This is a genomic window from Natronomonas moolapensis 8.8.11, assembly GCF_000591055.1.
Taxonomy (GTDB): Archaea; Halobacteriota; Halobacteria; order Halobacteriales; family Haloarculaceae; genus Natronomonas; species Natronomonas moolapensis.
Genome location: NC_020388.1, coordinates 2,645,223 through 2,667,236 on the forward strand (window position 1 = coordinate 2,645,223; position 22,014 = coordinate 2,667,236).

18 protein-coding genes are annotated in these 22,014 nt (G+C 66.5%); 2 read left to right on the forward strand and 16 right to left on the reverse strand.

Annotation, left to right across the window (positions count from 1 at the left end; all coding sequences use genetic code 11):
* Positions 1-27: 27 nt before the first annotated feature.
* From NMLP_RS12680 to acs (NMLP_RS12720), 9 genes are all read right to left on the reverse strand, one after another.
* Positions 28-723 (reverse strand): thioredoxin family protein, encoded by a 696-nt coding sequence (locus NMLP_RS12680; RefSeq protein ID WP_015410523.1) that lies wholly within the window; start codon positions 721-723, stop codon positions 28-30.
* Entirely contained in the window at positions 720-1,463 is a 744-nt protein-coding gene (locus NMLP_RS12685) for an ABC transporter ATP-binding protein (protein ID WP_015410524.1), read from the reverse strand. Before NMLP_RS12685 ends, NMLP_RS12680 begins: the two co-directional genes overlap by 4 nt.
* A complete protein-coding gene (locus tag NMLP_RS12690; RefSeq protein ID WP_049926568.1) occupies positions 1,460-2,218 on the reverse strand; it encodes an ABC transporter ATP-binding protein in 759 nt (252 codons plus the stop codon). Before NMLP_RS12690 ends, NMLP_RS12685 begins: the two co-directional genes overlap by 4 nt.
* Positions 2,215-3,297: a branched-chain amino acid ABC transporter permease gene (locus tag NMLP_RS12695; RefSeq protein WP_015410526.1), complete on the reverse strand. Its 1,083-nt coding sequence runs from the start codon at positions 3,295-3,297 to the stop codon at positions 2,215-2,217. Before NMLP_RS12695 ends, NMLP_RS12690 begins: the two co-directional genes overlap by 4 nt.
* Entirely contained in the window at positions 3,294-4,229 is a 936-nt protein-coding gene (locus NMLP_RS12700; RefSeq protein WP_015410527.1) for a branched-chain amino acid ABC transporter permease, read from the reverse strand. The genes NMLP_RS12695 and NMLP_RS12700 overlap by 4 nt, the downstream gene beginning before the upstream one ends.
* A gap of 84 nt (positions 4,230-4,313) precedes the next feature.
* Positions 4,314-5,702 carry a substrate-binding protein gene (locus tag NMLP_RS12705; protein WP_015410528.1) on the reverse strand — a complete coding sequence of 463 codons (1,389 nt, stop codon included), beginning with the start codon at positions 5,700-5,702 and terminating at the stop codon, positions 4,314-4,316.
* Positions 5,703-5,762: 60 nt separating this feature from the next.
* Positions 5,763-7,727 (reverse strand): acetate--CoA ligase, encoded by a 1,965-nt coding sequence (acs, locus tag NMLP_RS12710; RefSeq protein ID WP_015410529.1) that lies wholly within the window; start codon positions 7,725-7,727, stop codon positions 5,763-5,765.
* Positions 7,728-7,978: 251 nt separating this feature from the next.
* On the reverse strand, positions 7,979-10,492 hold the full coding sequence (locus tag NMLP_RS12715; RefSeq protein WP_015410530.1) for a bacterio-opsin activator domain-containing protein: 2,514 nt from the start codon (positions 10,490-10,492) through the stop codon (positions 7,979-7,981).
* A 173-nt stretch (positions 10,493-10,665) separates the two neighbouring features.
* Positions 10,666-12,657 (reverse strand): acetate--CoA ligase, encoded by a 1,992-nt coding sequence (acs, locus tag NMLP_RS12720; RefSeq protein ID WP_015410531.1) that lies wholly within the window; start codon positions 12,655-12,657, stop codon positions 10,666-10,668.
* Positions 12,658-12,804: 147 nt separating this feature from the next.
* Between acs (NMLP_RS12720) and NMLP_RS12725 the strand changes: the two genes are divergently transcribed.
* Positions 12,805-14,289 carry a cobyric acid synthase gene (locus NMLP_RS12725; protein ID WP_015410532.1) on the forward strand — a complete coding sequence of 495 codons (1,485 nt, stop codon included), beginning with the start codon at positions 12,805-12,807 and terminating at the stop codon, positions 14,287-14,289.
* 48 nt (positions 14,290-14,337) lie between these two features.
* Here the strand turns inward: NMLP_RS12725 and NMLP_RS12730 are convergent, their stop codons facing one another.
* The 4 genes from NMLP_RS12730 to NMLP_RS12740 all read right to left on the reverse strand — a co-directional run bounded on the left by NMLP_RS12730 (position 14,338) and on the right by NMLP_RS12740 (position 17,515).
* On the reverse strand, positions 14,338-15,117 hold the full coding sequence (locus NMLP_RS12730) for a class I SAM-dependent methyltransferase (RefSeq protein WP_015410533.1): 780 nt from the start codon (positions 15,115-15,117) through the stop codon (positions 14,338-14,340).
* Positions 15,118-15,244: 127 nt separating this feature from the next.
* Positions 15,245-15,394 carry a DUF1922 domain-containing protein gene (locus NMLP_RS15505; RefSeq protein WP_015410534.1) on the reverse strand — a complete coding sequence of 50 codons (150 nt, stop codon included), beginning with the start codon at positions 15,392-15,394 and terminating at the stop codon, positions 15,245-15,247.
* Positions 15,395-15,529: 135 nt separating this feature from the next.
* A complete protein-coding gene (locus tag NMLP_RS12735) occupies positions 15,530-16,363 on the reverse strand; it encodes a deoxyribonuclease IV (RefSeq protein WP_015410535.1) in 834 nt (277 codons plus the stop codon).
* Positions 16,364-16,714: 351 nt separating this feature from the next.
* Positions 16,715-17,515: a lipoate--protein ligase family protein gene (locus tag NMLP_RS12740; protein WP_015410536.1), complete on the reverse strand. Its 801-nt coding sequence runs from the start codon at positions 17,513-17,515 to the stop codon at positions 16,715-16,717.
* 209 nt (positions 17,516-17,724) lie between these two features.
* Here NMLP_RS12740 and NMLP_RS12745 point away from each other — a divergent pair, with 209 nt between their 5' ends.
* Positions 17,725-19,260, forward strand: coding sequence for a TrkH family potassium uptake protein (locus NMLP_RS12745; protein ID WP_015410537.1), 1,536 nt, complete (start codon positions 17,725-17,727; stop codon positions 19,258-19,260).
* A 329-nt stretch (positions 19,261-19,589) separates the two neighbouring features.
* Here NMLP_RS12745 and NMLP_RS12750 read toward each other — a convergent pair whose 3' ends face one another.
* The 3 genes from NMLP_RS12750 to NMLP_RS12760 all read right to left on the reverse strand — a co-directional run bounded on the left by NMLP_RS12750 (position 19,590) and on the right by NMLP_RS12760 (position 21,756).
* A complete protein-coding gene (locus NMLP_RS12750; protein WP_015410538.1) occupies positions 19,590-20,333 on the reverse strand; it encodes a ribonuclease H-like domain-containing protein in 744 nt (247 codons plus the stop codon).
* Positions 20,334-20,358: 25 nt separating this feature from the next.
* Positions 20,359-20,937, reverse strand: a complete 579-nt coding sequence (locus tag NMLP_RS12755) for a DJ-1/PfpI family protein (RefSeq protein WP_015410539.1) — start codon at positions 20,935-20,937, stop codon at positions 20,359-20,361.
* Between the two features lie 453 nt (positions 20,938-21,390).
* Positions 21,391-21,756 (reverse strand): NifU family protein, encoded by a 366-nt coding sequence (locus NMLP_RS12760; protein WP_049926570.1) that lies wholly within the window; start codon positions 21,754-21,756, stop codon positions 21,391-21,393.
* Between the last annotated feature and the right edge of the window lie 258 nt (positions 21,757-22,014).

Consider the following 22,014-nt stretch of genomic DNA (forward strand, 5'->3'; position numbering starts at 1 on the left):
TATATAAATGACGGCTGGCGGCGGACGCTACTCGTCGTAGACGTCCGCGCAGGCGTCAGCGATGTCCTCCGGCGAGTGGTAGCCGCGAAGCGACTCGCGACACTCGCCGCCCTCGAACAGCAACACCGAGGGGGCGGCCTCGACCTCGAAGCGCCGACGGAACTCGGTCGTCGCCTCGCCGTCGATTCCCGCGACCGCGACGCCCTCGGGGAACGCCGAGGCCGTCTCGCCGAGGTCCGCTTTCATCCGATCGCAGGGGTCACAGAAGCGCTTCCAGACTGTCACCGCAGCCCGGTCGTGCTCCTCGAGGAACGCCTCGAAGCTGTCGTCGTCGATCTCGGTGACGTCCTCCGGAACCGGCGACGGCGGAGCGATGTCGGTGATCATCATCGCCATGTTGGCCCGCTCGACGAGCGGGTACTCGCCGTCGACGTGGGAGTTCAACGCGAGCAACGCGACGAACTGCTCGCGGGTGACGCCGAGTTCCTCGATCCGGTCGGCCGCCTCGTCGGGATCGATCCCGAAGACGTCCGAGACCGCCTGGTGGTACTCCGCCTCGGGGACGTCTATGTAGGAGTCGTGGTAGATGCCGCGCGTGGACTCGAACTCGAGAGTGAGCGTCACCGCCTCGTCGTCGACGGAGACGACGCCCTCGGACTCGAGCGCGTCGAGCCGTTCCGCAGGCGAGAGCGTTCCGGCTGCGGGGTTGGCGTTGTCACTCATACGCCGAGGTACTCCTGTCTGACCTCGTCGTTGGCCTCGAGCTCCTCGGCGGTCCCCTGGTAGACGACGGTCCCCTGATCGAGCACGTAACAGTAGTCGGCGAGTTTGATCGCCGCCGCCGCGTTCTGCTCGACGAGCAGGATCGTCTTGCCCTGGTCGGCGATCTCTTCGATGATATCGAGGACGTCCTGTACGATCTGTGGGGCGAGCCCCTCGGACGGTTCGTCCAACATGAGTAGTTCGGTGTCTTGCTTCAGCGTCCGCGCGATGGCGAGCATCTGCTGTTCGCCGCCGCTGAGCGTGCCGGCCTTCTGCTCGCGGCGCTCGTCGAGACGGGGGAACTGCTCGTAGACCTCCTCGTCGGAGATGCCGGTCTTGCCGGTCTCGGCCGACCGGCCGATCCGGTTCAGCAGGTTCTGGGAGATGTCCGGAACGTGGAGGTTTTCGGCGACGGTCAGATTCGAGAACATCCGCCGCTCCTCGGGGACCAACGACAGGCCGTGCGCCGAGATGTCCTCCGGCGGTCGGCCGGTGATATCGGTCCCGTCGAAACGGACGGTCCCGCTCCGCACTTCGGGCGGTTCCGTCCCCGTGATGCTCCGCAGCGTCGTCGTCTTGCCGGCGCCGTTCCGGCCGAGCAACGCGATGATCTGGCCCTCCTCGACCTCCATCGTTACGTCCCGGAGGATGTGGCTCTCGCCGTAGTAGGAGTTGACCTCCTCGAGTTCGAGCAGGCTCATATCTCGACACCTCCGAGATACGCCTCCTGGACGTCGGGATCGCCCCGGATGTCGTCGGGCGTGCCGTCCGCGATCTTCGCGCCGCGGTTGAGCACCGCGATGCGGTCTGAGACCCGGAAGATGATCTCCATGTCGTGTTCGATGAGGACGATCGTGACCCCGCGCTCCTCTTTGATCCGCTCGATGAGGTCGACGGTGTCGTCGGTCTCGTCCGGCGACATTCCGGCCGTCGGCTCGTCGAGAAAGAGCAAATCGGGGTCGCTCGCCAGCGCCAGCGCCATCTCGAGGCGACGCTTGTCGCCGTAAGGCAACGACTGGGCCTCGATGTGGCGTTGCTCGTAGAGCCCCATGTCCTCGAGGGTCCGTCTGGCGCGCTCGGCGACCTCGTCGTAGCCGGTGAGGCGCTTGAAGAAGTTCAGGCTGAACGAGCCGTGCTCGGCGCCCAAAGCGGCGACGATCGCGTTCCGCTCGACGGTCAGCTCCGGGAAGATCGAGGCCGTCTGGAACGACTTGCTCAGGCCCTGCTGGACGATCTCGTGGGGTTCCTGGCCGGTGATCCTCTCGCCACGGTAGAGGACGTCCCCCTCGGTAGGGTTCAACAGTCCCGTGATGAGGTTGACTGTCGTCGATTTTCCCGCGCCGTTCGGGCCGATGATGCTCAACGAGTCGCCCTCCTCGATTTGGAGGTCGACCTCGTCGACGGCCGTGAGTTCACCGAAGCGTTTCGTGAGTCCGTTGGTTTCCAGAAGCATCAGGAATCATCCCCCGAGAGTCGTTCGCGGGCGGTCGAGCGAACGCCGTCGACGATCCCCCACAGGCCGGCGGGGAACAGCCAGACGACAGTCACGAACAGCGCGCCGAGGACGAGCAGCCAGAAGGCGATCTCGCCGGAGACGATGTTCTCGACGTACAGGAACGCCATCGCGCCGGCCACCGGGCCGAAGATCGACCCGATCCCGCCCAGCACCGTGATGATCACGATGTCGCCGCTCGTGATCCAATACAGCGATCCGACGGCGACGTACTGGGCGTGGATCGTGTGCAGCCCGCCAGCGACGCCGGCGAACGCGCCCGAGAGCACGAACGCGACGAGTTTGTACCGCCAGACGTTCAACCCGAGGAACCGGACGCGCTGTTCGTTCTCGGCGATCGCCTGGAAGATCGCCCCGTAGGGCGAGCGGACGATCCGGACGGCGGCCGCGACGGCGAGCACGAAGAAGCCGGCGAACAACACGTACCCGATGTCGTGCAACAGCGTCCCGAGCACGCCCGCGAAGCCGGTCCCGAGATCGAGCGCGCCGAGCAGCGGGTCGACGGTGACGCCGGTAAAGCCGTCCTCGCCGCCGGTGATCCCCCCGAGCGGACCGAGCGCGATGTAATACATCATCTGCCCGAACGCGAGCGTCAGGATCGCGAAGTAGATCCCGCCACGGCGGAGCGAGAGGACGCCGAGGAGCAACGCGAGGACGATCGCGGTGACCGTCGCGACGAGCACCATGAGAAGCGGCTCGCCGGAGACGTTCGCGCTAAACAGCCCGGCGGCGTAGGCGCTGCCGCCCCAGAAGACGGCGTGGCCGAACGACAACAGGCCGGTGTAGCCCAAGAGCAGATCGAAGCCGATGGCGAAGATCGCCCAGATGTAGATCAACTCCACCAGCGACATGTAGCCGTTGTACGCCGGCAGGTTGGTGAAAATCATCGGGAAGACGATCACGAACGCGATCGCGCCGAGGACGGAGAACGACTCGCGCTCCCGGACGGCGTCCCACCGGTGGAAAAAGCCGCCCGTGTCGGCGGTCTCGGCCGGTGTTGCGGTCTCGGTCTGTTCGCTCATTCGTCCACCTCCACGACGCCCATAAGCCCCGCGGGCCGAACCAGCAGAACGACCGCGGCGAGGGCGTAGATGCCGACCGACGACCACGTCGGGGCGTTCATTTGCAGTCCGACCTCGACGGCCCCGATCAGGAGGCCCCCGAGGATCGATCCGACGATGCTACCCACGCCGCCGACGACCACGACGAGAAACGCGGGGACGAGCACCCCGACCCCGACCTCCGGGACGACGCTGAACACGGGCCCGCCGACGACGCCCGCCGCGCCCGCCAGTCCCGAGCCGACCCCGAAGATGACGAGAAACGGCCGCGTCGCGCGGACGCCAAGGAGGTTCACCATCTCGGCGTCCTCCGTGCCCGCCCGAACCGCGAGTCCGACGTCGGTGTACTCGATGTACAGGTACACCGCGAGAACGAGTACGGAGGTGATTCCGATGATCGCGAGCCGCCAGCTGGCGTACGTGCCGAGCGGTCCGAGGCTGATGGCTCCCTGGGCCCACGCGGGCCGGGAGAAGGTGATCGATCGACCGCCGACGAACGCCCTGATCAGCTCCTGGACGATCAACAGGATCCCGAAGGTCACCAGGATCTGGTCGGTGTCAGGCCGGTCGTAGAAGGGCCGAGCGACGAACCGCTCCATCAACAGCCCGAGCCCGAAGGTGACGATCGGGATGACGGCGAGTGCGGCCAGAAAGCCGAGATCGAGGCCGAAGTTCCCGAGTCCGATGCTGCGTGCGAGGTCCCCGGTGAACTGAAGCTCGAGCGCGATCGCGAGCCCGATGTAGACGCCCGCGAGATACATCGCGGCGTGGGCGAAGTTCACGAATTTCAGTGTGCCGAGCGTTATCGACAGCCCGATCGCAACGAGGATGTAGATCGAGGAGACCGCGAGCGTCTGGATGGCGAAGCCGACGACAGATCCGACGACGCTCACGATAGCACCTCCATCGTGTGTGTGTTTGTGTGCATGGGTTGAATTAATAAGGAAAGTCGATGGGCCGACTATACCGCGCGCGGCTTACTCGTCGCCGTAGTCGCCGAGTTCACATTCGGCGGCTGGACCGCTGTCGCACTCGTAGCCGACCGACTCGGGGTAGGCCGACTGCTCGACGACCTCCCAGTATCGGCCGCTCTCGGAGTCTTGCTCCTCCTCGGAGAGGCCGCGGACCACGAGGATGTCACGCATCGTCTGGTGGTCGCACTCCCGCATCGTCTCCTCGCCGATGCCGCCGTTGCTCCACTCGTAGCCTTCGAGTTCGCGGATGACTTCCGGCGGGTAGAACGTGCCGGCGCGTTCGACCGCGGCCGCATACAGCATCGTCGCCGAGTACGCCAGTCGCGCCGGCGAACTCGGGGTCCGGTCGTACTCCGCCTCGAACGCGTCGGCGAACACCTGCGTGGGCTCGTTGTCGAGGTTCGCGTCCCAGCCGTCCGTGCCGAAGACGCCCTCGATGGACCCGCCGGCACCGGCCGCCATCGGAACGTTGTACAGCGGGACGACGATCTCCATCTCCTCGTTGACCCCCTGGTCGATGGCCTGCGAGACCGAATTCGAGCCGTCCAGCCCGTAGTGGTTCAAAAAGAGCACGTCGGCGCCGGAGTCGACGGCCTCCGAGAGGAACGTCGAGTAGTCGTCGGTGCCGAGCGGCGTCGGCACGGAGTCGACCTCGGACCAGCCCGCCTCCTCGAAGAACTGCCGCATCGACGCCTGCTGGGTCTGTCCCCAGGTGTAGTCGGCGTACAGCTGGTAAAACTCGAGGTCCTCGCCGTACTCTTCGGTGACGATCGGCGCGAGCGCCTGCCCGGTCATGTAGGCGTTGAACATCTCCCGGAAGCCGTACCGGACGCAGTCCCCGCCGGTCGTGTCGTTCGAGTGGGTCAGACAGCACATGAACAGGACGTTCTCCTGTTGGGCGAGCCCCTGTTGAGCGATCGCCGTCGCGCTCGAGGAGCCGCCGCTGAACATGATGACGTTGTCCCGCTCGATCATCCGCGAGGCCGACTCGCGGGCGGTGTCGGCGTCGGTCGCCGTGTCGCCGGTCACGTAGTCGATCTCGTAGCCGTTGACCCCGTCGCCGGAGAGGTCGTCCCACAGGTCGACCCAGCCGCCGCCGTTGTTGAGGTGGTCCGCCGCGAGTTCGTACGCACGGCGCTCGTCCGCGCCCTCCTCCTGGTAGGGGCCGGTCTGAGGGACGTTGAACCCGAGCGTGGCAGTGTCGCCCTCGATCGGGTAGTTGCCCAGCGAGGGGTACTCCGATTCGCCCCCGCCGTTGCCGCCGTTGCCGCCGCCGTTGCCGCCGCCGTTGCCGCCCTCGAGACAGCCGGCGAGCCCGGCGATGCCGGCCGCGCCCGCGGCGCCGGCCGTCTTGAGTACGTCCCGTCGCGATTGTGTGTCATTCTCCGCCATGTTGTCGTTTGAAGCAGCCATGATTATATTAAATTATCGTTAGGTTCCGTGTGGTTCCGCTTACAGCTTCTCCTGGATATCGTCGACGACTTCGGGGTTCCGCAGCGTGCTCGTGTTACCGAGGTCCTCGCCGTTCGCGATGTCCTCCAGGAGCCGTCGCATGATCTTCCCGGACCGAGTCTTCGGGAGCTCGGGGGTGAAGAGTACTTCCTCGGGCCGGGCGATCGGGCCGATGGCGTCCTCGACGCCCTCGACGATCGACTGTTTCATTTCTTCGCCCTCCTCGTAGCCGTCCTCGAGGATGACGTAGGTGTAGACCGCCTCGCCTTTCATTTCGTGGTCGCCGCCGACCGCGGCAGCCTCGGCGACGCCCTCGACGCCGACGACCGCCGACTCGATCTCCATCGTTCCGAGCCGGTGTCCGGAGACGTTGATGACGTCGTCGACGCGGCCGAGGATCGTGATGTAGTCGTCCTCGTCGATCTTCGCGCCGTCCTCGGGGAAGTACACCCACTCGTCCGAGTCGGGATCGGAGTACGCCTCCCAGTACTCCGAGACGAACCGCTCGTCGTTTTTATACAGCGTCCGCAGCATGCCGGGCCAGGGCTTGTTGACCGTCACGTAGCCGGCCTCGCCGGGGGCGACTTCCTCGCCCGCCTCGTCGACGACCTGGGCGTCGATCCCGGGCAGCGGCGGCCCGGCCGCGCCGGGCTTCATCGTCCCGACGCCGGGGAGGGTGGTGATCATCATCCCGCCGGTCTCGGTCTGCCACCACGTATCGACGATCGGGCAGGACTCCCCGCCGATGTGTTTGTAGTACCACTTCCAGGCCTTCGGGTTGATGGGTTCCCCGACCGTTCCGAGGAGCCGAAGCGACGAGAGGTCGTGTCGATCCGGGTAGTCCGAACCCCACTTCATGAACGCCCGGATCGCCGTCGGCGCCGTGTACAACTGGTTGACGTCGTAGCTGTCGACGATGTCCCACATCCGGTCCTTGTCGGGGTAGTCGGGCGTCCCCTCGTACATGACCGTGGTCGTTCCGAGCGCCAGCGGCCCGTAAACGATGTAGGAGTGGCCCGTGATCCACCCGATGTCGGCCGAACACCAGTAGGTGTCCTCGGGTTTGACGTCCAACACCGCGTGGGACGTCCAGGCGGCATACGAGAGGTACCCGCCGGTCGTGTGTTTGACGCCTTTCGGTTTTCCCGTCGTCCCCGAGGTGTACATGAGAAACAACATGTCCTCGGCGTCGCGGGTGACCGCCTCGACCGACGCGCCCTCGTGGTCGGCCACGAGGTCGTCGTAGTCGAGTTGGTCCTCGGCGAGTTCGTGGTCGAGGGCGTCGCCGAGGCGGTCGACGACGACCGTCGTCGTGTCGTGTGCGACGTCCGCGAGGCCCTCGTTGGTCTTTTCGAGGTGGTTGAGGGGATCGCCGCGGCGGTAGTAGCCGTCGCAGGTGACCAGATACTCCGAGTCGGCCGACTCCATCCGGGTCGCGAGCGCGTCGGCGGAGAAGCCGGCGAAGACCACGGAGTGGGGCGCGCCGATCCGGGCACACGCCAACATCGCGATCGGCAACTCCGGGATCATCGGCATGTACATCGTGACGACGTCGTCCTCCTCGACGCCGAGATCACGGAGCGCCGCGGCGGTTTCGTTGACCTCACGGTGGAGGTCCTCGTAGGTGTACTCGCGGGACTCGCCGAGTTCGCCCTCCCAGTGGATCGCGGTCTCGTCGCCGCGGTCGTCGAGGTGTCGATCGAGACAGTTCGCGGACGCGTTCAATTCCCCGCCGGTGAACCACTCGTAGAACGGTTCGTCGTCGTCGACGAGCACCTCGTCGTAGTCGCTTTCCCACTGTAGGAGGTCGGCTGCTCGCTCCCAACAGTCCGGCCAGTTCTCCTCGAACTCCTCGTAGATTTCGGGATCCGAGACGTTCGCCTGCTCGACGAACGACGCGGGCGGCTCGAAGGATTCCTGTTCTGCGAGCCGTGCTTCCAGTTGTGTGTCGTCCGAATCAGACATTACATCGTACCGGACATATGCGACCCTAATAAGCGGGGGATCTAAGCATGCAAACCCTACGCGTTCGAGTGCCCACTTCCCGGGGTGATTCGGAACGGACGTTACGCTACGACCGCCCCCTAGGCGGGCGAAGCGGACGATCGGTCGGAACCCGGAGGACGAGAGGCGGTCCGTCGCCGGACGATGCAGGGGTCTCGAGGGGTGCGTCCCGCGGTGGGAGTCGAACGTACCGGCCGGTGCGACCCCGGCCGCTACACCGACGGCTCCGGAACGCCGCCGCCGATGTGCTCTCGGGTGTGGTCGAAAAACGACGAGAGAAGCTTTCGTTCGGCCTTTCGGAGGTGGTTGTGCAACGTTGGCGAGGAGACGCCCATCGACTCGGCGACCTCCTCGGCGGTCGACCCGCGGGGCCAATCGAAGTAGCCCGAAAAGTACGCCGCCCGGAGCGCGGAGCGCTGTTTGTCCGTCAGCGACTCCGAAAGGGAGTTCCGGAACTCAGCGATCGTCTCGACGGGGCGGTCAGCGGCGTGTTTCGCCCGGAGGGTCGTCTCCGGAAACGACGCCTGTAGCCCTTTGACGACGGATCGAACGCCGGTCTCCTGTGCGATCTCGGCGCGGATCGTCTGCTCGCCGGAGTCGGCGACCCCCTCGCGGATCGTCGCGCCGATTTCGGTCAGCGTGAGGGCAGGCGAACTCCCCTCCACGGTGAGCTCGAGCAGCGAGCTGTCGTCGTACTCGCGGATATAACGGCCGTCGGTCACGCCGGACGCGGCCGTTGCGGTGTCGAGAAACGCGTCCGGTTGGGCGTCCGAGAGGGCCGCATAGAACAACAGCGATCCTTCGGCGACGGGGACGACCGCCTGGATCGAACAGACGCAGTCGTGTTCGGCCGTCGCGGCAACGAGAAACGCCCCCGGATCCGTGCAGCCGAACTCCAGCTCGACGACCGTGTCGGCCAACAGCAGGTTCCGGCGTTCGATGGCGGTGATCGCGTGGCCGACGTGGGCACCGAGATCCGAAAGCAGCGTCCGCTCGCGGTCGCCGAAGGCCGTTCCGCGGCCGGTGAAGACGGCCAACAGCCCGTACGTCGTTTCGCCGTACGCGAGCGGGATGATACCGACCGCGCGGGCTTCCGAGACGCCGTCGGCCCCGAAAGGACCGAGCGTGTCGGTCGGGAACTCGTTGCCGGCCACCCGTGGGCGGCCGGTTTCGAGCGCCGAGGACAACACCGAGGAGTCGATGTCGATCGCGGATTCGTCGGCTGCCGGCGCACCCGCCGCCGCTCGCGGTTGGAGCCGCGATCCACCGGGATCGGTGCCGCCGATCCAGGCGGCGAGGTAGGCGTCGCTGTCGGCCAGCGATTCGCAGACGGCGGCCTCGATCTCCGATCGGGTCGAGGCGTCGATCAGTTCCCGACCGGCGGCGTTGATGTCGGCGACCAGCCCCTCGAGTCCTTCGAGCGTCTCACAGCGCCGCACCAGCGACCGCTCGCGGCGGATCCGTTCGGTCACGTCCGTCGCGACGATTACCGCGAACTCCACCTCGTTGTCGCCGGCCGGGGCGACGTTCTGTCGGACGTGGACCCGCTCGCCGCTCTTGCGTCGCAGCGTCACTTGTCCGGTCCAAGGGTCACCGTCGAGGACTGTCTCGCGAAGCTCCTCGTAGTAGGCGTCGGTGTCCTCGCCGGAGCTGAGAATGTCGGCCGCGGGCCGGCCGACGACCTCGCTTTGGGTGTAGCCGATCAGCTCCTCGAAGGCGGCGTTGACGTACTCGATCTCACCCGTCGGGGAGACGAAGCAGATCGGCTGTCCGGCGGCCGAAACCGCCCGACGGAACGTACTCGCCGTGCGTCCGTCTTCGGTGTCGTCGTCGGCCCAGAGGACGGCGACGAACCCCGAGTGCTGGTCGGCTCCCCGGCGCGAGACTAACGCGACGATACGGACTCGATCGCCCTCGGCCGTCCGGAACCAACACGTCTCGACGGTGAAGTCCTCGCGGCCGGCCGAGGCGAGGACCTCCTTCGGCCGGGCCCGCTCGCGGGCGTCGTCGGTGAACAGCCGCCCGAACGGCGTCCCGACGACGGCGTTTCGGTCGTATCCGAGCAGTCCCTCGACGTCGCCGCCGCCGCCGACGATCCGGCCGTCGGCGTCCAGTTCGAGCCCGACCGTGCCCGCGGTCCCCTCGAACGGGAGTCCGCCGCCGGTCGTCGGCGCAGAATCCGAGAAGGCGGCGGCTATCTCCGCGTCGTCCGCCGGTTCGAGGTACCGATCGAGCGCCTCGAGTCGGTTCCACCCTCCGATGGTCCGGACGATCCGGGGATCGATGCCGTCCTCGACGAGCAGCCGCCTGGCGAAGTACCGCCGGAGCACGTCGCTCGAGACGTCCCCGAGGCGGCTCTGCCCGGTTATTTCGGCGGCACGGGAGGCGACCTCGGAGACGAGCATCTGGACCCGACGCGGCGTGACGTCGAGCAGCCGATTGTCGGGGGCGACACCGGCGGTCGCGGCGTATTCGTCCACGAGGCGGGCCAGCTCGGCCCGGAGATACGTCCGCCGGCAGGTGTTTCCGTCGCTGCCGCGGACGGACAGAAAGTGATGTACCACTCCCTCGAACCGGCGGCGGTCGACGTCGCCGGGGCGGATCCGGGTCTGTTCGGCGGGTCGAACGCCCGACTCCGCGAGAAGTCTGACGACGAGACGCCCGCGCGTGGTCGCCGCGGCCTCCCGAAGCTGCTCGTACTCCCGACGGCCGAGCGGATCGCTCATTTCGTAATGGTCGAACCACCCGAAACATTAGTTCTTCGGATGCAATCGGCGGGCGAACGCCCGAAAACAACCCCGGACGGACGCTATTTCGTCCCCGGATACGTCCACTCGGTTCGGTGACCGACGCGCCGGTGGATCGCGTCTGCGTTTCGTTTATCTGTCTAGACGCGAAGTCAGTGCTCCGACTCGAGGTACGACTGGGAGTCCCCCGACAGCCGCGCCCGGAGTTCCCCGACGATCTCGGGGTTCCGGAGGGCGCTGATATCGCCGAGCTCCTCGCCGGTCGCGATATCCTCCAGCAGGCGTCGCATGATCTTCCCCGAGCGGGTCTTCGGGAGTTCGGGAGTGAACACGACGTGATCGGGAAGCGCTACGTCGCCGATCTCCCGCTCGATCGCCGCCACGACGGTGTTCCGGAGGGCTGCGTCGCCCGTGTGCCCCTGTTCGGTGCTGACGTAGACGATGAGGTCCCCGCCCGCGCTCGTGACGGCCGCCTCGGCGACGCCCCCGACGCCGACGACCGCCGACTCGATCTCCATCGTCCCGATCGTGGCGTCGCCGATCGGAATCACGTCGTCGACGCGGCCGAGGATCGTGATGTACCCGTCCTCGTCGATCTTCGCGCCGTCGCCCGGCACGTAGGTCCACTCGTCCGAATCGGGGTCGGAGTACGCCTCCCAGTACTCCGAGACGAACCGCCCGTCCTCGTCGCCGGCGAGCCCGCGAAGCATGCCGGGCCAGGGCCTCTCGACGGTCAGAAAGCCGGCCTCGCCGGGGGCGACTTCCTCGCCCGCCTCGTCGACGACCTGGGCGTCGATCCCGGGCAGCGGCGGCCCGGCCGATCCGGGCTTCATCGTTCCGACACCGGGGAGGGTGGTGATCATCATCCCGCCGGTCTCGGCCTGCCACCACGTATCGACGATCGGGCAGGACTCCCCGCCGACGTGTTTGTAGTACCACTTCCAGGCCTTCGGGTTGATCGCCTCGCCGACGGTCCCGAGTAACCGAAGCGACGAGAGGTCGTGTCGATCCGGGTAGTCCGAACCCCACTTCATGAACGCCCGGATCGCCGTCGGCGCCGTATAGAAGACGTTTACATCGTAGCGCTCGATGAGCTCCCAGATGCGGGTCTTCTCCGGGTAGTCGGGTGTTTCCTCATAGATCACCGTGGTCGTTCCGAGCGCCAGCGGCCCGTAAACGATGTAGGAATGCCCTGTGATCCACCCGATGTCGGCCGAACACCAGTAGGTGTCCTCCGGCTTGACGTCCAACACCGCATGGGAGGTCCAGGCGACGTGCGAGAGGTACCCACCGGTCGTGTGTCTGACCGCCTTCGGTTTCCCCGTCGTCCCCGAGGTGTACATCACGAAGAGGTCGTCTTCGGCGTCGCGGGCGACCGGATCGACGGTCCGTCCGCGGTTCCGGTCGACGATGTCGTCGTAGTCGTGTTGGGCCTCGCCCAGCGAGTGCGGTAGGCTGGCGCCGAGGCGGTCGACGACGACCGTCTCGACGTCCCGATCGATGCGTCTGACCGCCCGGTCGGCTTTCCCCTTGTGGTTGAGGGGATCGCCGCGGCGGTAGTAGCCGTCGCAGGTGACCAGATACTCCGAGTCGGCCGATTCCATCCGGGTCGCGAGCGCGTCGGCGGAGAAGCCGGCGAAGACCACGGAGTGGGGCGCGCCGATCCGGGCACACGCCAGCATCGCGATCGGCAACTCCGGGATCATCGGCAGATACAGCGTGACGATGTCGTCCTCCTCGACGCCGAGATCACGGAGCGCCGCCGCGAACGCCTCGGTCTCGCGTTTGACATCACCGTAAGTGTAGGTCTCCGTCTCGCCGCGCTTGCCGACCCACCGGAGCGCCGCGCGGTTCTTGCGGCCCGCCTCGACGTGCCTGTCGATGCAGTTGTACGCCGCGTTGAGCCGGCCGCCGGTGAACCACCGATACCGGGGCGCTGACGACGTGTCGAGGACGTCCTCCCAGGGCCGATCCCACTCGAGCAGGTCGGCGGCTCGCTCCCAGCAGTCCGGCCAGTTCTCCTCGAACGCCTCGTAGATCCCGGGGTCCGACACGTTCGCTTGCTCGACGAACGACGCGGGCGGCTCGAACGACTCTTGCTCTTCGAGCCACGCCTCGAGTTCGACCGATTCCCCGGGTTCCATCGAAGAACTGTTCGACCAGCGAGTGAATAAACGTTCCCCAGGCGGTGCGGACGGCGGGCACACTGGGTCGGTGTCGCCGCGGCCGGCCGTTCGGACCGCCCCGGAGCGCCGCAACTGGTATACTCGGCCGCTCCGGAGTGTGTCGTGATGTCGGCCCGAACGATCCTCGTCGCCGGGACCGCGAGCCACGTCGGCAAGTCGACCGTCGCCGCCGGGCTCTGTCGATCCCTCGCCGACCGGGGCGTCTCCGTCGCGCCGTTCAAGGCACAGAACATGTCCAACAACGCCCGTGCGGTGGCGCGGGCGACCGGCGAAGGGTTCGGCGAAATCGGCGTCTCCCAGTACGTCCAGGCCAGCGCGGCCCGGATCCCGGCGACGACCGACCACAACCCGGTCCTCTTGAAGCCTCGCGGCGACGGCGAGTCCCAGCTCGTCCTCGACGGCGAGGCGATCGAGCACTTCGCCGCGGGGGCGTACTACGGGAAACACTGGGAGCGGGCAAGAGCGACCGCCGAGGCCGCCCACGAGCGGCTGGCGGCGACCCACGACGTCGTGATCGCGGAGGGGGCCGGGTCGATCGCCGAAATCAACCTCCACGAGCGCGACCTCGCGAACCTCGAAACGGCGCGCTTTGCCGACGCCGACGTGTTGCTCGTCGCCGACATCGAGCGCGGCGGCGTCTTCGCGTCGATCCTCGGGACGCTCGAGTTGCTCCCCGACGACGTCCGCGACCGGGTCGAAGGCGTCGTCGTCACGAAGTTCCGCGGGGACCGCTCGATCCTCGACCCCGGCATCGACCGCATCGAGGAGCTGACGGGCGTGGACGTGCTCGGCGTGCTCCCCTACGACGACCCGGGACTACCGGAGGAGGACAGCGTCTCCCTGCCAGCACCGGATTCTCCGGGGACGATCGGCGGCGACGGCACCGGTCCCGACCAGTCCGTGACGGTCGCGGTCCCCCGGTTCCCGCGGGCGTCGAACGTCACCGACATCGAACCACTCGCGCGGGTACCCGGCGTCCGGGTCCGGTTCGTGCCGCTCGACTCGCCGCTCGACGCCGACGCGGTCGTCCTCACGGGGACGAAGAACACCGTCGACGATGCGATCGCCGCCGCCGAGGGCGGCCTTTATAAAGAGCTTCGGGCGTTCGAGGGGCCGATCGTCGGGCTCTGTGGCGGCTATCAGCTCCTCGGCGTGCGGCTCTCGAACGCCTCGATCGAGGGGACTGGCGACGCGGAGGCGGTCGCGGGCGCGGGGCTGCTCCCGGTGGAAACGCGGTTCAGCCGCGAGAAGACCGTCGAACCCGTCGAGCGACGGCTCCGGGGGTGTGGTCCTCTGGCCGACGCGTCGGGGACCGTCTCGGGCTACGAGATCCACATGGGCGACAGCGATCCCCTCCCGGACGCCGACGTCGAGCGACCGTTCGACGGCGGCGGCGCGGCCGACGGCGACGTCTTCGGTACCTACCTCCACGGCCTCTTCGAGAACCGCCTCGCCCGCGAGGCGTTCGTCGACCGCGTCTACGCGGCGGCGGGGCGCGACCGACCGGAAGCCGAGGGCGACCGGGAGTCGCCGTACGACCGCGCCGCCGGGCTGGTCGAGCGGATCGACCTCGATCCGTTCGAGCTGTAGAAGTATTTAAATGGTCCAGCACTGCCGTGGGACGATATATAAATGCTCTCACGACTCGCCGACGACGATATAAAAAGGGACGGTCTCCTCGCGGCGGTACGCGCCCCGGGCGAGTTGAGCGACCGCGGTTCGGCCCATCTCGCGCCACTCGGCGCGGAGCGAGTCGAGCGCTTCCTCGGTACCGGCCATCGATCCCCGGCGCTCGCGCAGCCCCGCCCCGCTCGCCTTCCGGCCGATCGCCTCGACCTCCGAGTCGGTGTACGGCGGCTCGACGACGAGCGCCTGCTCGTAGCGCCGCGTCCGTACGTTTGAGAGACCGGCGGCCCGGAATACGTCGGCAGCGTCGGCCCCGAGCGCGACGTCTGTGTCGACGCCTTCGAGGTATCGCTCGCGCGCCCGTCGGGCGAGAGCCGGTTCGGCCTCGACGGTCGATTCGACGCCGACCGCCGCGTTGTCGGGTTCGATACAGGCGACGCGGTCGGCCGCCACGCGGGCGAACTCCCGGACCGCCCGCCCCGGGTCGGGGAGGTTTATCAACAGGGCCTGACAGGCGACCAGGTCGACGCTCCCGTCGGCGAACGGGAGCCGGTAGGCGTCCCCCCGGACCGTCGGCCCCTCGAGTTCGGCCAGCAGCCGGGCGTCGCGGTCGCAGCCGACGACCTCGCCGGGGCACTCCTCGCGGAGCACCCGGGTCAGCGCCCCCTCCCCGCACCCGACGTCTACGACGCGCTCGCAGTCGTCGATAGAGAGGTCCGCGAGGGCCTCGCGGCTGTCGGCCCACATTCCGCGGCGCGTCTCCCGCAGGTATTCGGCATCGAATCGCCGCATCGCCTCTCGTTGGGAACGGATATATAAAAGCCCCGCGGGGCGGAGCGGGGCGCGAGAAGCGCTCGGAACGGGCGTCTGCTTGTATACGCCGCCGGTCGGAGATTATAAATCCCGCGCCGGCGTTCATTTATATATCCGGTCGACGGTCGGCGGCCGGCTGTGCGATCCGGGTGATCGTGACCGCGTAGACGATTCCGCAGTCCGGACAGGAGACATGACGGTCCGTTTCGGTGGCCTCGATCGACCGGCCGCACTCACAGGAGATCGTACAGTCCATACCGCCGCCTGGGACTGCTGGGGACGTAGTTATACGCCGGTTACTCGTCGGGTCGGCGATATAGGGCCGCCGTACCGTCCGTCAGGTCGGTGATATAGGGCCGCCGTACCGTCCGTCGGCGCGGCCTCAGCCACGCTACGCGCCGCGGAGTTCCCGGACTCGCTCGACGTTCCAGGCGAAGGACTTGCCGTCTTCGGTCGGCGTCTCCAGGACGAACGGGACGTCCGCGACGGCGTCGTGGTTCACGAATGCGGCCATCCCGGCCTCGCCGATCAGTCCCTCGCCGACGTGGGCGTGTTCGTCCTTGTTCGTCCCGCAGCCGTGTTTGGAGTCGTTGAGATGGACGCACTCGAGGTGGTCGAGGCCGACGGCGTCGTCGAACTCCGCGAACGTCTCCTCGACGCCCTCGGGCGTCGAGAGGTCGTAGCCCGCAGCGAAGAGGTGAGCGGTGTCGAGACAGACGTCGAGGCCCAGCCCGCAGCGATCGAGCACGCCCGCGAGTTCCTCGAAGGTGCCCCCGAGTTTCGTCCCGCTGCCGGCGTCGGACTCGATGAGCACAGTCACGCCGTCGGGGACGTCGAGTTCCTCGAGCGCCGAGGCGGCGTTGTCGAGGCCGCCCTCGACGCCCGCGCCGGTGTGGGCGCCCAGATGGACGTTGACGTACGGGACGTCGAGCTTCGCGGCCGCGTCGACCTCCGCCTGCATCGAGGCGATGGACTTCTCCCGGAGGTCGGCCTTCGGCGTACAGAGGTTGACGAGATAGGAGCTGTGGATGACCCACGGGCCGATGCCGTGGTCGGCCGAGCGATCGCGGAACCGCTCGGCCTCCTCGTCGTCGATGTTCGGTTCGCGCCAGACCTGCGGCGAGTGGGTGAATATCTGCCCGCAGTTGCCGTCGTACTCGAGTTGTTCCTCGACCGCGTTGTGGACGCCCCCGGCGATGGAGGTGTGGGCACCGATCCGAAGCATACCGACAGTCCGGGCAGAGTACCAATAGAGGCTTCGAATCCGGGCTGACGGCGGCTGAGAACGGACGGCAGGGACATCGGAAGTTGGGGTGGGGATGCGTCGGTGGAACCCTACCGTCCGACTCTACCAACGGTATTGGCACACGTGGGTATTGACACGGTACCACACGTCTCGGAAAGTAATACCGTACTTCGCCACCGCGAACGGTCGTACCGCCCGATTTGACCCCACGTGACGACCGGTTCGATCCCAGCGCGACGGCCGGTTCGATCCCAGCGCGACGACCGGTTCGATCCCAGCGCGACGACCGGTTCGACCCCGCGTCGACCCCGAATCGGCGTCGACTCGGCGTTAATTCGGGGCGTCTCGGTCCTCGATCCACCGGTCGGCGGCGTACTTCCGGTCGCACAACTCGGCGGCGCGCTCGCGCTCGGCGTCGGTCCACGCGCCCGCCTCGGCACCGGCCCACTCCGCCAGCGCCGATTCCAAGCGGTCGACGAACGCCGAACGGTCCGGATCGACGCCCGAGGGCTCCGAGACCCCGCCCACGCGCTCGGCGAACGCGCCGGGACCGACGGGCGGGTCGACAAACGGGGCGAGATGCGCCTCCGGGTCGGACTCGAAGGTCAACGAACCGTGCTGGACGACCGCCTCGCGGGTCCGATACTGGGCGTTGCCGGCGAGCTTTCGGCCGTCGGGACCGACGAGGTCGTGGGCGGGATCGAGCGCCCGGAGATAACAGAGCGGCTCCCACAGCGCTGGCGCGCCCGCGTCCGCGAACCCGACGTCGGCCCCGGCCGCCTCGACGGCGGCGAGCACCGGTTCGAGGAGTTCCCGATAGCAGTCGGTCACGTCGCCGGGAAACGCCGATTTCGGGGCGACGATCGAGTAGGCGACGTCCCCGGTCGCGTCGTGGTAGATCGCGCCACCGCCCGTCTGGCGGCGCGTAACGTCGATACCGGCCGACGAGCAGTACTCCCGGTCGACGACCGCGGCGTCGGTGCCGTAGCCGAGCGAGACGGTGCTCGGCGTCCAGCGGTAGAGCCGAACCGTCGCCGGGCCGCCCGCGGCGACCGTCTCCGCGGCGACCTCGTCGAACGCCATCGAAAGCGGGCCGCCGAGTCGCTCCTCTGGAATGAGCCGCCAGTCCATACCCCGTCTGTGCCGGCGGCGGATAAATCGGTTGTCGTCGTGGGACGCGCGTCGCGGGCAGAGGCTCGTCGCCGCCCGACTTCGGACGGGACCCGAGCGACCGCCACGGCCCGAACGCGCGGACGTATCCGCTCTGAGTCACGGACGCGTCTGTCCGCTTCGACAGGTTAATACGCCGAACGGGCGACCGCAGTAGCGACTACGTAGATATGTCCCGGGGCGTCAACTGGAAGGCGAGCGTGGGGCTTCTCGGAGTCGGAATCAAATATCTCGCCGTCACGATGGTGATACCACTGATCGTAGCTGTCGCCTACGGGGAAGACGCCTGGGTGTTTCTCGTCTCGATGGCGCTCGTGGCCGTGATCGGGCTCGTCGTGGAACGGGTGGATCCGGATCCGGACCTCGGTCCCCGGGAGGCGTTGTTGTTCGTCTCGCTCGCGTGGCTCGCCGCTGCGGCTATCGGTACCATCCCCTACCTACTCGCCGGTTACGGCACGGCGTCGACAGTTGCTCACCCAGTGAACGCGCTGTTCGAGTCGATGAGCGGGTTCACCACCACGGGAGCGACTGTGCTCGGCGAGATCAGCACGGAGCGCCACTCCCACGCCATACTGATGTGGCGCCAGCTCACGCAGTGGCTCGGCGGGATGGGGATTATCGTGCTCATGATCGCCATCCTGCCCGAAATCGCTGTCAACGGTGCCCAACTGATGGAGTCGGAGGCGCCGGGGCCGGAACTGCAAAAGCTCACGCCGAGAATAGAGGAGACGGCGCGCGCGCTGTGGCTGATCTACTTCGGGTTCACCGTGGTGTACATCCTCATCCTGTACGGGCTCCACCTCCTCGGGATGGCGCCGAACATGGACCTCTTCAACGCGATCGCCCACGGGTTCACGACCCTCCCGACCGGTGGGTTCTCGCCGGAGGCCGACAGCATCGCGGCTTTTTCCGCTGCCGTGCAGTGGGTCGTCATCCCGTTCATGATCGTGGCCGGCGTCAACTTCGCGCTGTTTTGGCACGTACTACGCGGCGAGGCGGAAGTCATGCTCGAGAACGCGGAGTTCCGCACGTACGCCGGTGCCATCGCAGTCGTGACCGCCGTCCTCGCGGTGATGCTGTTCCGCGGCGCGGCGCCGGCCATCGAGTTGGGCGGGGCGACGCAGGGGATGGCCGAGAACTCGCTTCGGCAGGCGGCGTTCCAGATCGGGTCGTTGTTGAACTCGACGGGGTTCGCCACGGCCGACTTCGCACAGTGGGACGCCGACGCACAGATCCTGCTCATGCTCACGATGTTCATTGGCGGCTCGGCCGGCTCGACCGGCGGGGGCGTCAAGATCGTGCGATGGCTCGTCGTCGGGAAGGCGATCCGCCGAGAGCTGTTCACCTCGGCACACCCCGATGTCGTCCAGCCGGTCCGTCTGAGTGGGAACGTCGTCGACGAGGACGCCATCCGCGGGATCATGGCGTTCACCATCCTGTACGTCGTCCTGTTCGGGGTCTCGGCCGTGTTTCTGTCGCTCGACGCCGCACGGATCGGGGTCCAGTTGACGATGCTGGAATCGACGAGCGCATCGCTCGCGACCATCGGGAACATCGGACCGGGGTTCGGTCGGTTCGGTCCGTTCGGGAGCTACCTCTTTTTATCGGACGCCTCGAAGCTGCTGCTGATCTTTTTGATGTGGATCGGGCGACTGGAGATCGTCCCGGTGCTCGCGGTGTTCGTTTCCGCGATCGACGGTCAGTGACGGCCAGATCGGTCTCGACCGACGTATGCCTGGATCGCTCCGACGAGCGCTGACGCCGGGGGCTCCGCGTTCGGCCCGGACGGGTCTGTACGGTTCCCGGCTGAGCGTCCGCTCCTTGCTCGAGTCGAGATGTGCTTCGTCAGAGACACCGGCCCGACGGTGTGATTTTCTGTATAGCCATATGTGGTTTGTCAGTGGGACGGACCCGAGATACGCGCGAGCGAAAGAACAGGTGACGTACAGCGGTCGGGTTCCCGGACATACCCCGAATCCAGTAGAGAGAGCTATCGAAAGAGGCTCCGGCTCCCGCCAAAAGTGCCTCAGTGGCGTTACTGGCCGGTATCGGGTAACAACTCCCGGTCGAGTCGCTCGACGGTTTGGTCCGCGACTGTCCGCAGGTTCACGGCGTCTTCGCGGTTGTACGAGACGAGCGTCTCCAGGGAGCCGTCGACGCCGCGTTCGTGTTCGCGCCACAGCCGGACGGCGTCCCGTCCCGACATATCCGGCCGGTCGCGTTCGACGCCGACCTCGGGTTCGATCGTTTTCAGCCCGCCGGTCAGGCCGACGCGTCTGCAGGGGTACATCAAATCGAGGTGTGGCCGGTCGATGTCGAGATCGAAGGCGGTCTCGAGGAACGGGACGTCGAAGCGCGCCCCGTTGAACGTGACGAGTAACGGCGCCTCAAGCAAGTCCGCGAGGGATTCACGCGTCAGGTCGTCGCCACGGACGAGCGTCTCCGTGTCGCCGTCTCGGTGTGCACTGACACAGGTCACAGTATCGCGGTCGTGGTCGAGCCCCGTCGTCTCGATGTCGAAAAAACACGCCTCTTCGCGGAAGTTCTCGTAGAGCCGCCAGCGCTCCTTCGAGGGAAGGACTTGCTCGAAGAACGCCGAGTCACCGTCGTCGAGGCGCGGACGGGCTCGCTCGATGAACGATTCGACCCGCTCTGCGGTCGTCGGGCCGCACAGCGACGGGTCGAACTCCGACCAGGTCCGCGCACCTGCCTGCCACAGCTTTCGCTCAGTGGTCCGGCCGACCCCCTCGATTCCGATGTAGGTGTTTTCGAGACGCACGAGCGGCCGTTCGGGGTCCACCCGCCTAAACGTCCCGTTCGTACTCCAGCTCTCGGGCGACCGACGCCGCGACGTCCGGGCCACACTCCCGCTCGACCAGGTGCAACGCGAGGTCGATGCCCGACGTGATCCCGCCGGCAGTCAGCACCCGCCCGTCGTCGACGAAGCGGGCCTCCCGGGCCACACAGCCCGTATCGCGGAGGTCCGCCAAGGCGGTGTGGTGGGTCGTCGCGGGCCGGCCTTCGAGTAGCCCCGCGGCGGCCAGCAACATCGCGCCGGTGCAGACCGAGGCGACCGTCGCGCCGGCGGCGAAGGCGTCGGCGATGACCTCGGGAAGGTCACCGCGGTCGTACTCGCGTCTGACGCCCGGCCCATCGGGGTCGTTCCAACCGCCGCCGGGGACCACGAGTGCTTCGGGCGAATCGGAGACCGTGCCGTCGGGTTCGACGCGGAGGCCGCTTCTGGCCTCGACCCGATCGGCCGGCGTCACCGTTACCAATCGGGCGTCGACCCCGTCGCGCCGGGCGGCGAGTCGGAAAACCTCGTAGGGAGCGATCGCGTCGAGTTCGTCGAACCCCTCGAAAAGGAGGACATCCACGCGCATACGGTCGACTCGCCGCCTGGGAACATATACCCGCCGGACGGTCGGTAAACCGTATTCAACGATATCAAATCGCCGTGTCCCAGAAGTTGAGACTGGCCGTCTCAATGCATATGGTTCCGAATCTACTGGGAGCAAGTTGTTCTTGTCACTCGCTGAATCTTCTGAAGTGATCGCCCTCGAAAGATGCCAAGGTATCAATCACCAATTGTTTCTATATATCTGAAGAATTTATTGAACAGCGGCACGAGCCTGTAGCAACGTTTTGGATCCGTCAAAGCGCCCAGATTACAAGAAAGTCAAGACGGCCTTAAGATTAGAAGAAAGTCAAGAAGATCATCAAATAGGGTGGATCGCGTTCGCTGTCACATACGGCTTATCGCCAACCACTCACCGACTACCCTGTTGATCCGCCCCTCTGATTGGGGACGGGTGTTGATATGATGAAAAGAACCTTTAGAAGGGTGCGGTCGGGGTTCCATCGTCGTCTCCGCCGCTTTCTCCGCTGTCGGTTGTTTCTCCAGGGAATGAAGGGCTCTTGCCGCCGTGCCCACTCCCACCACCACCGCCGGTATTAGCGTGAACGGTCTCTATTTCGGCAATCTCATTCACCATCCGTTTCTTGATAGCCTGGATCGTCATCGGCGATATACCGCACCCGCTGCACGCACCCCCGAGCTGGATCGACACTTCGCCACTCTCGCGGTCAAGGTTCTGGATCGCTGCCGATCCCCCGTGCATTTCGATTTGTGGGAAGTTTTTCTGTAGGAAAGTCCCGATTTCCTCGCGCAGGTCGTCCTCACTTTTGACTTCGGAATTCATATTCTTCTGTTTCGACTCTGGCCGTATAACTCTGAATTAACATGATTTTTTGATTTGTTCCAAAGTGATATCATCAGCGGTATAACTGGTGCAGTCTCTTGCTGGATTAATATGGTTCGAAAAGGGATGAGGCGAGGTGCCACGCCTCCGTGATAGACTCTGGCCAACGCGTGTCCTCCAGGGGCCCCGACTCTCGAGTGGCCGGGGGGTGTAGTCACTGCCGGGTCCGGCCACTGAATCTTTTATTTTTTCCGACCG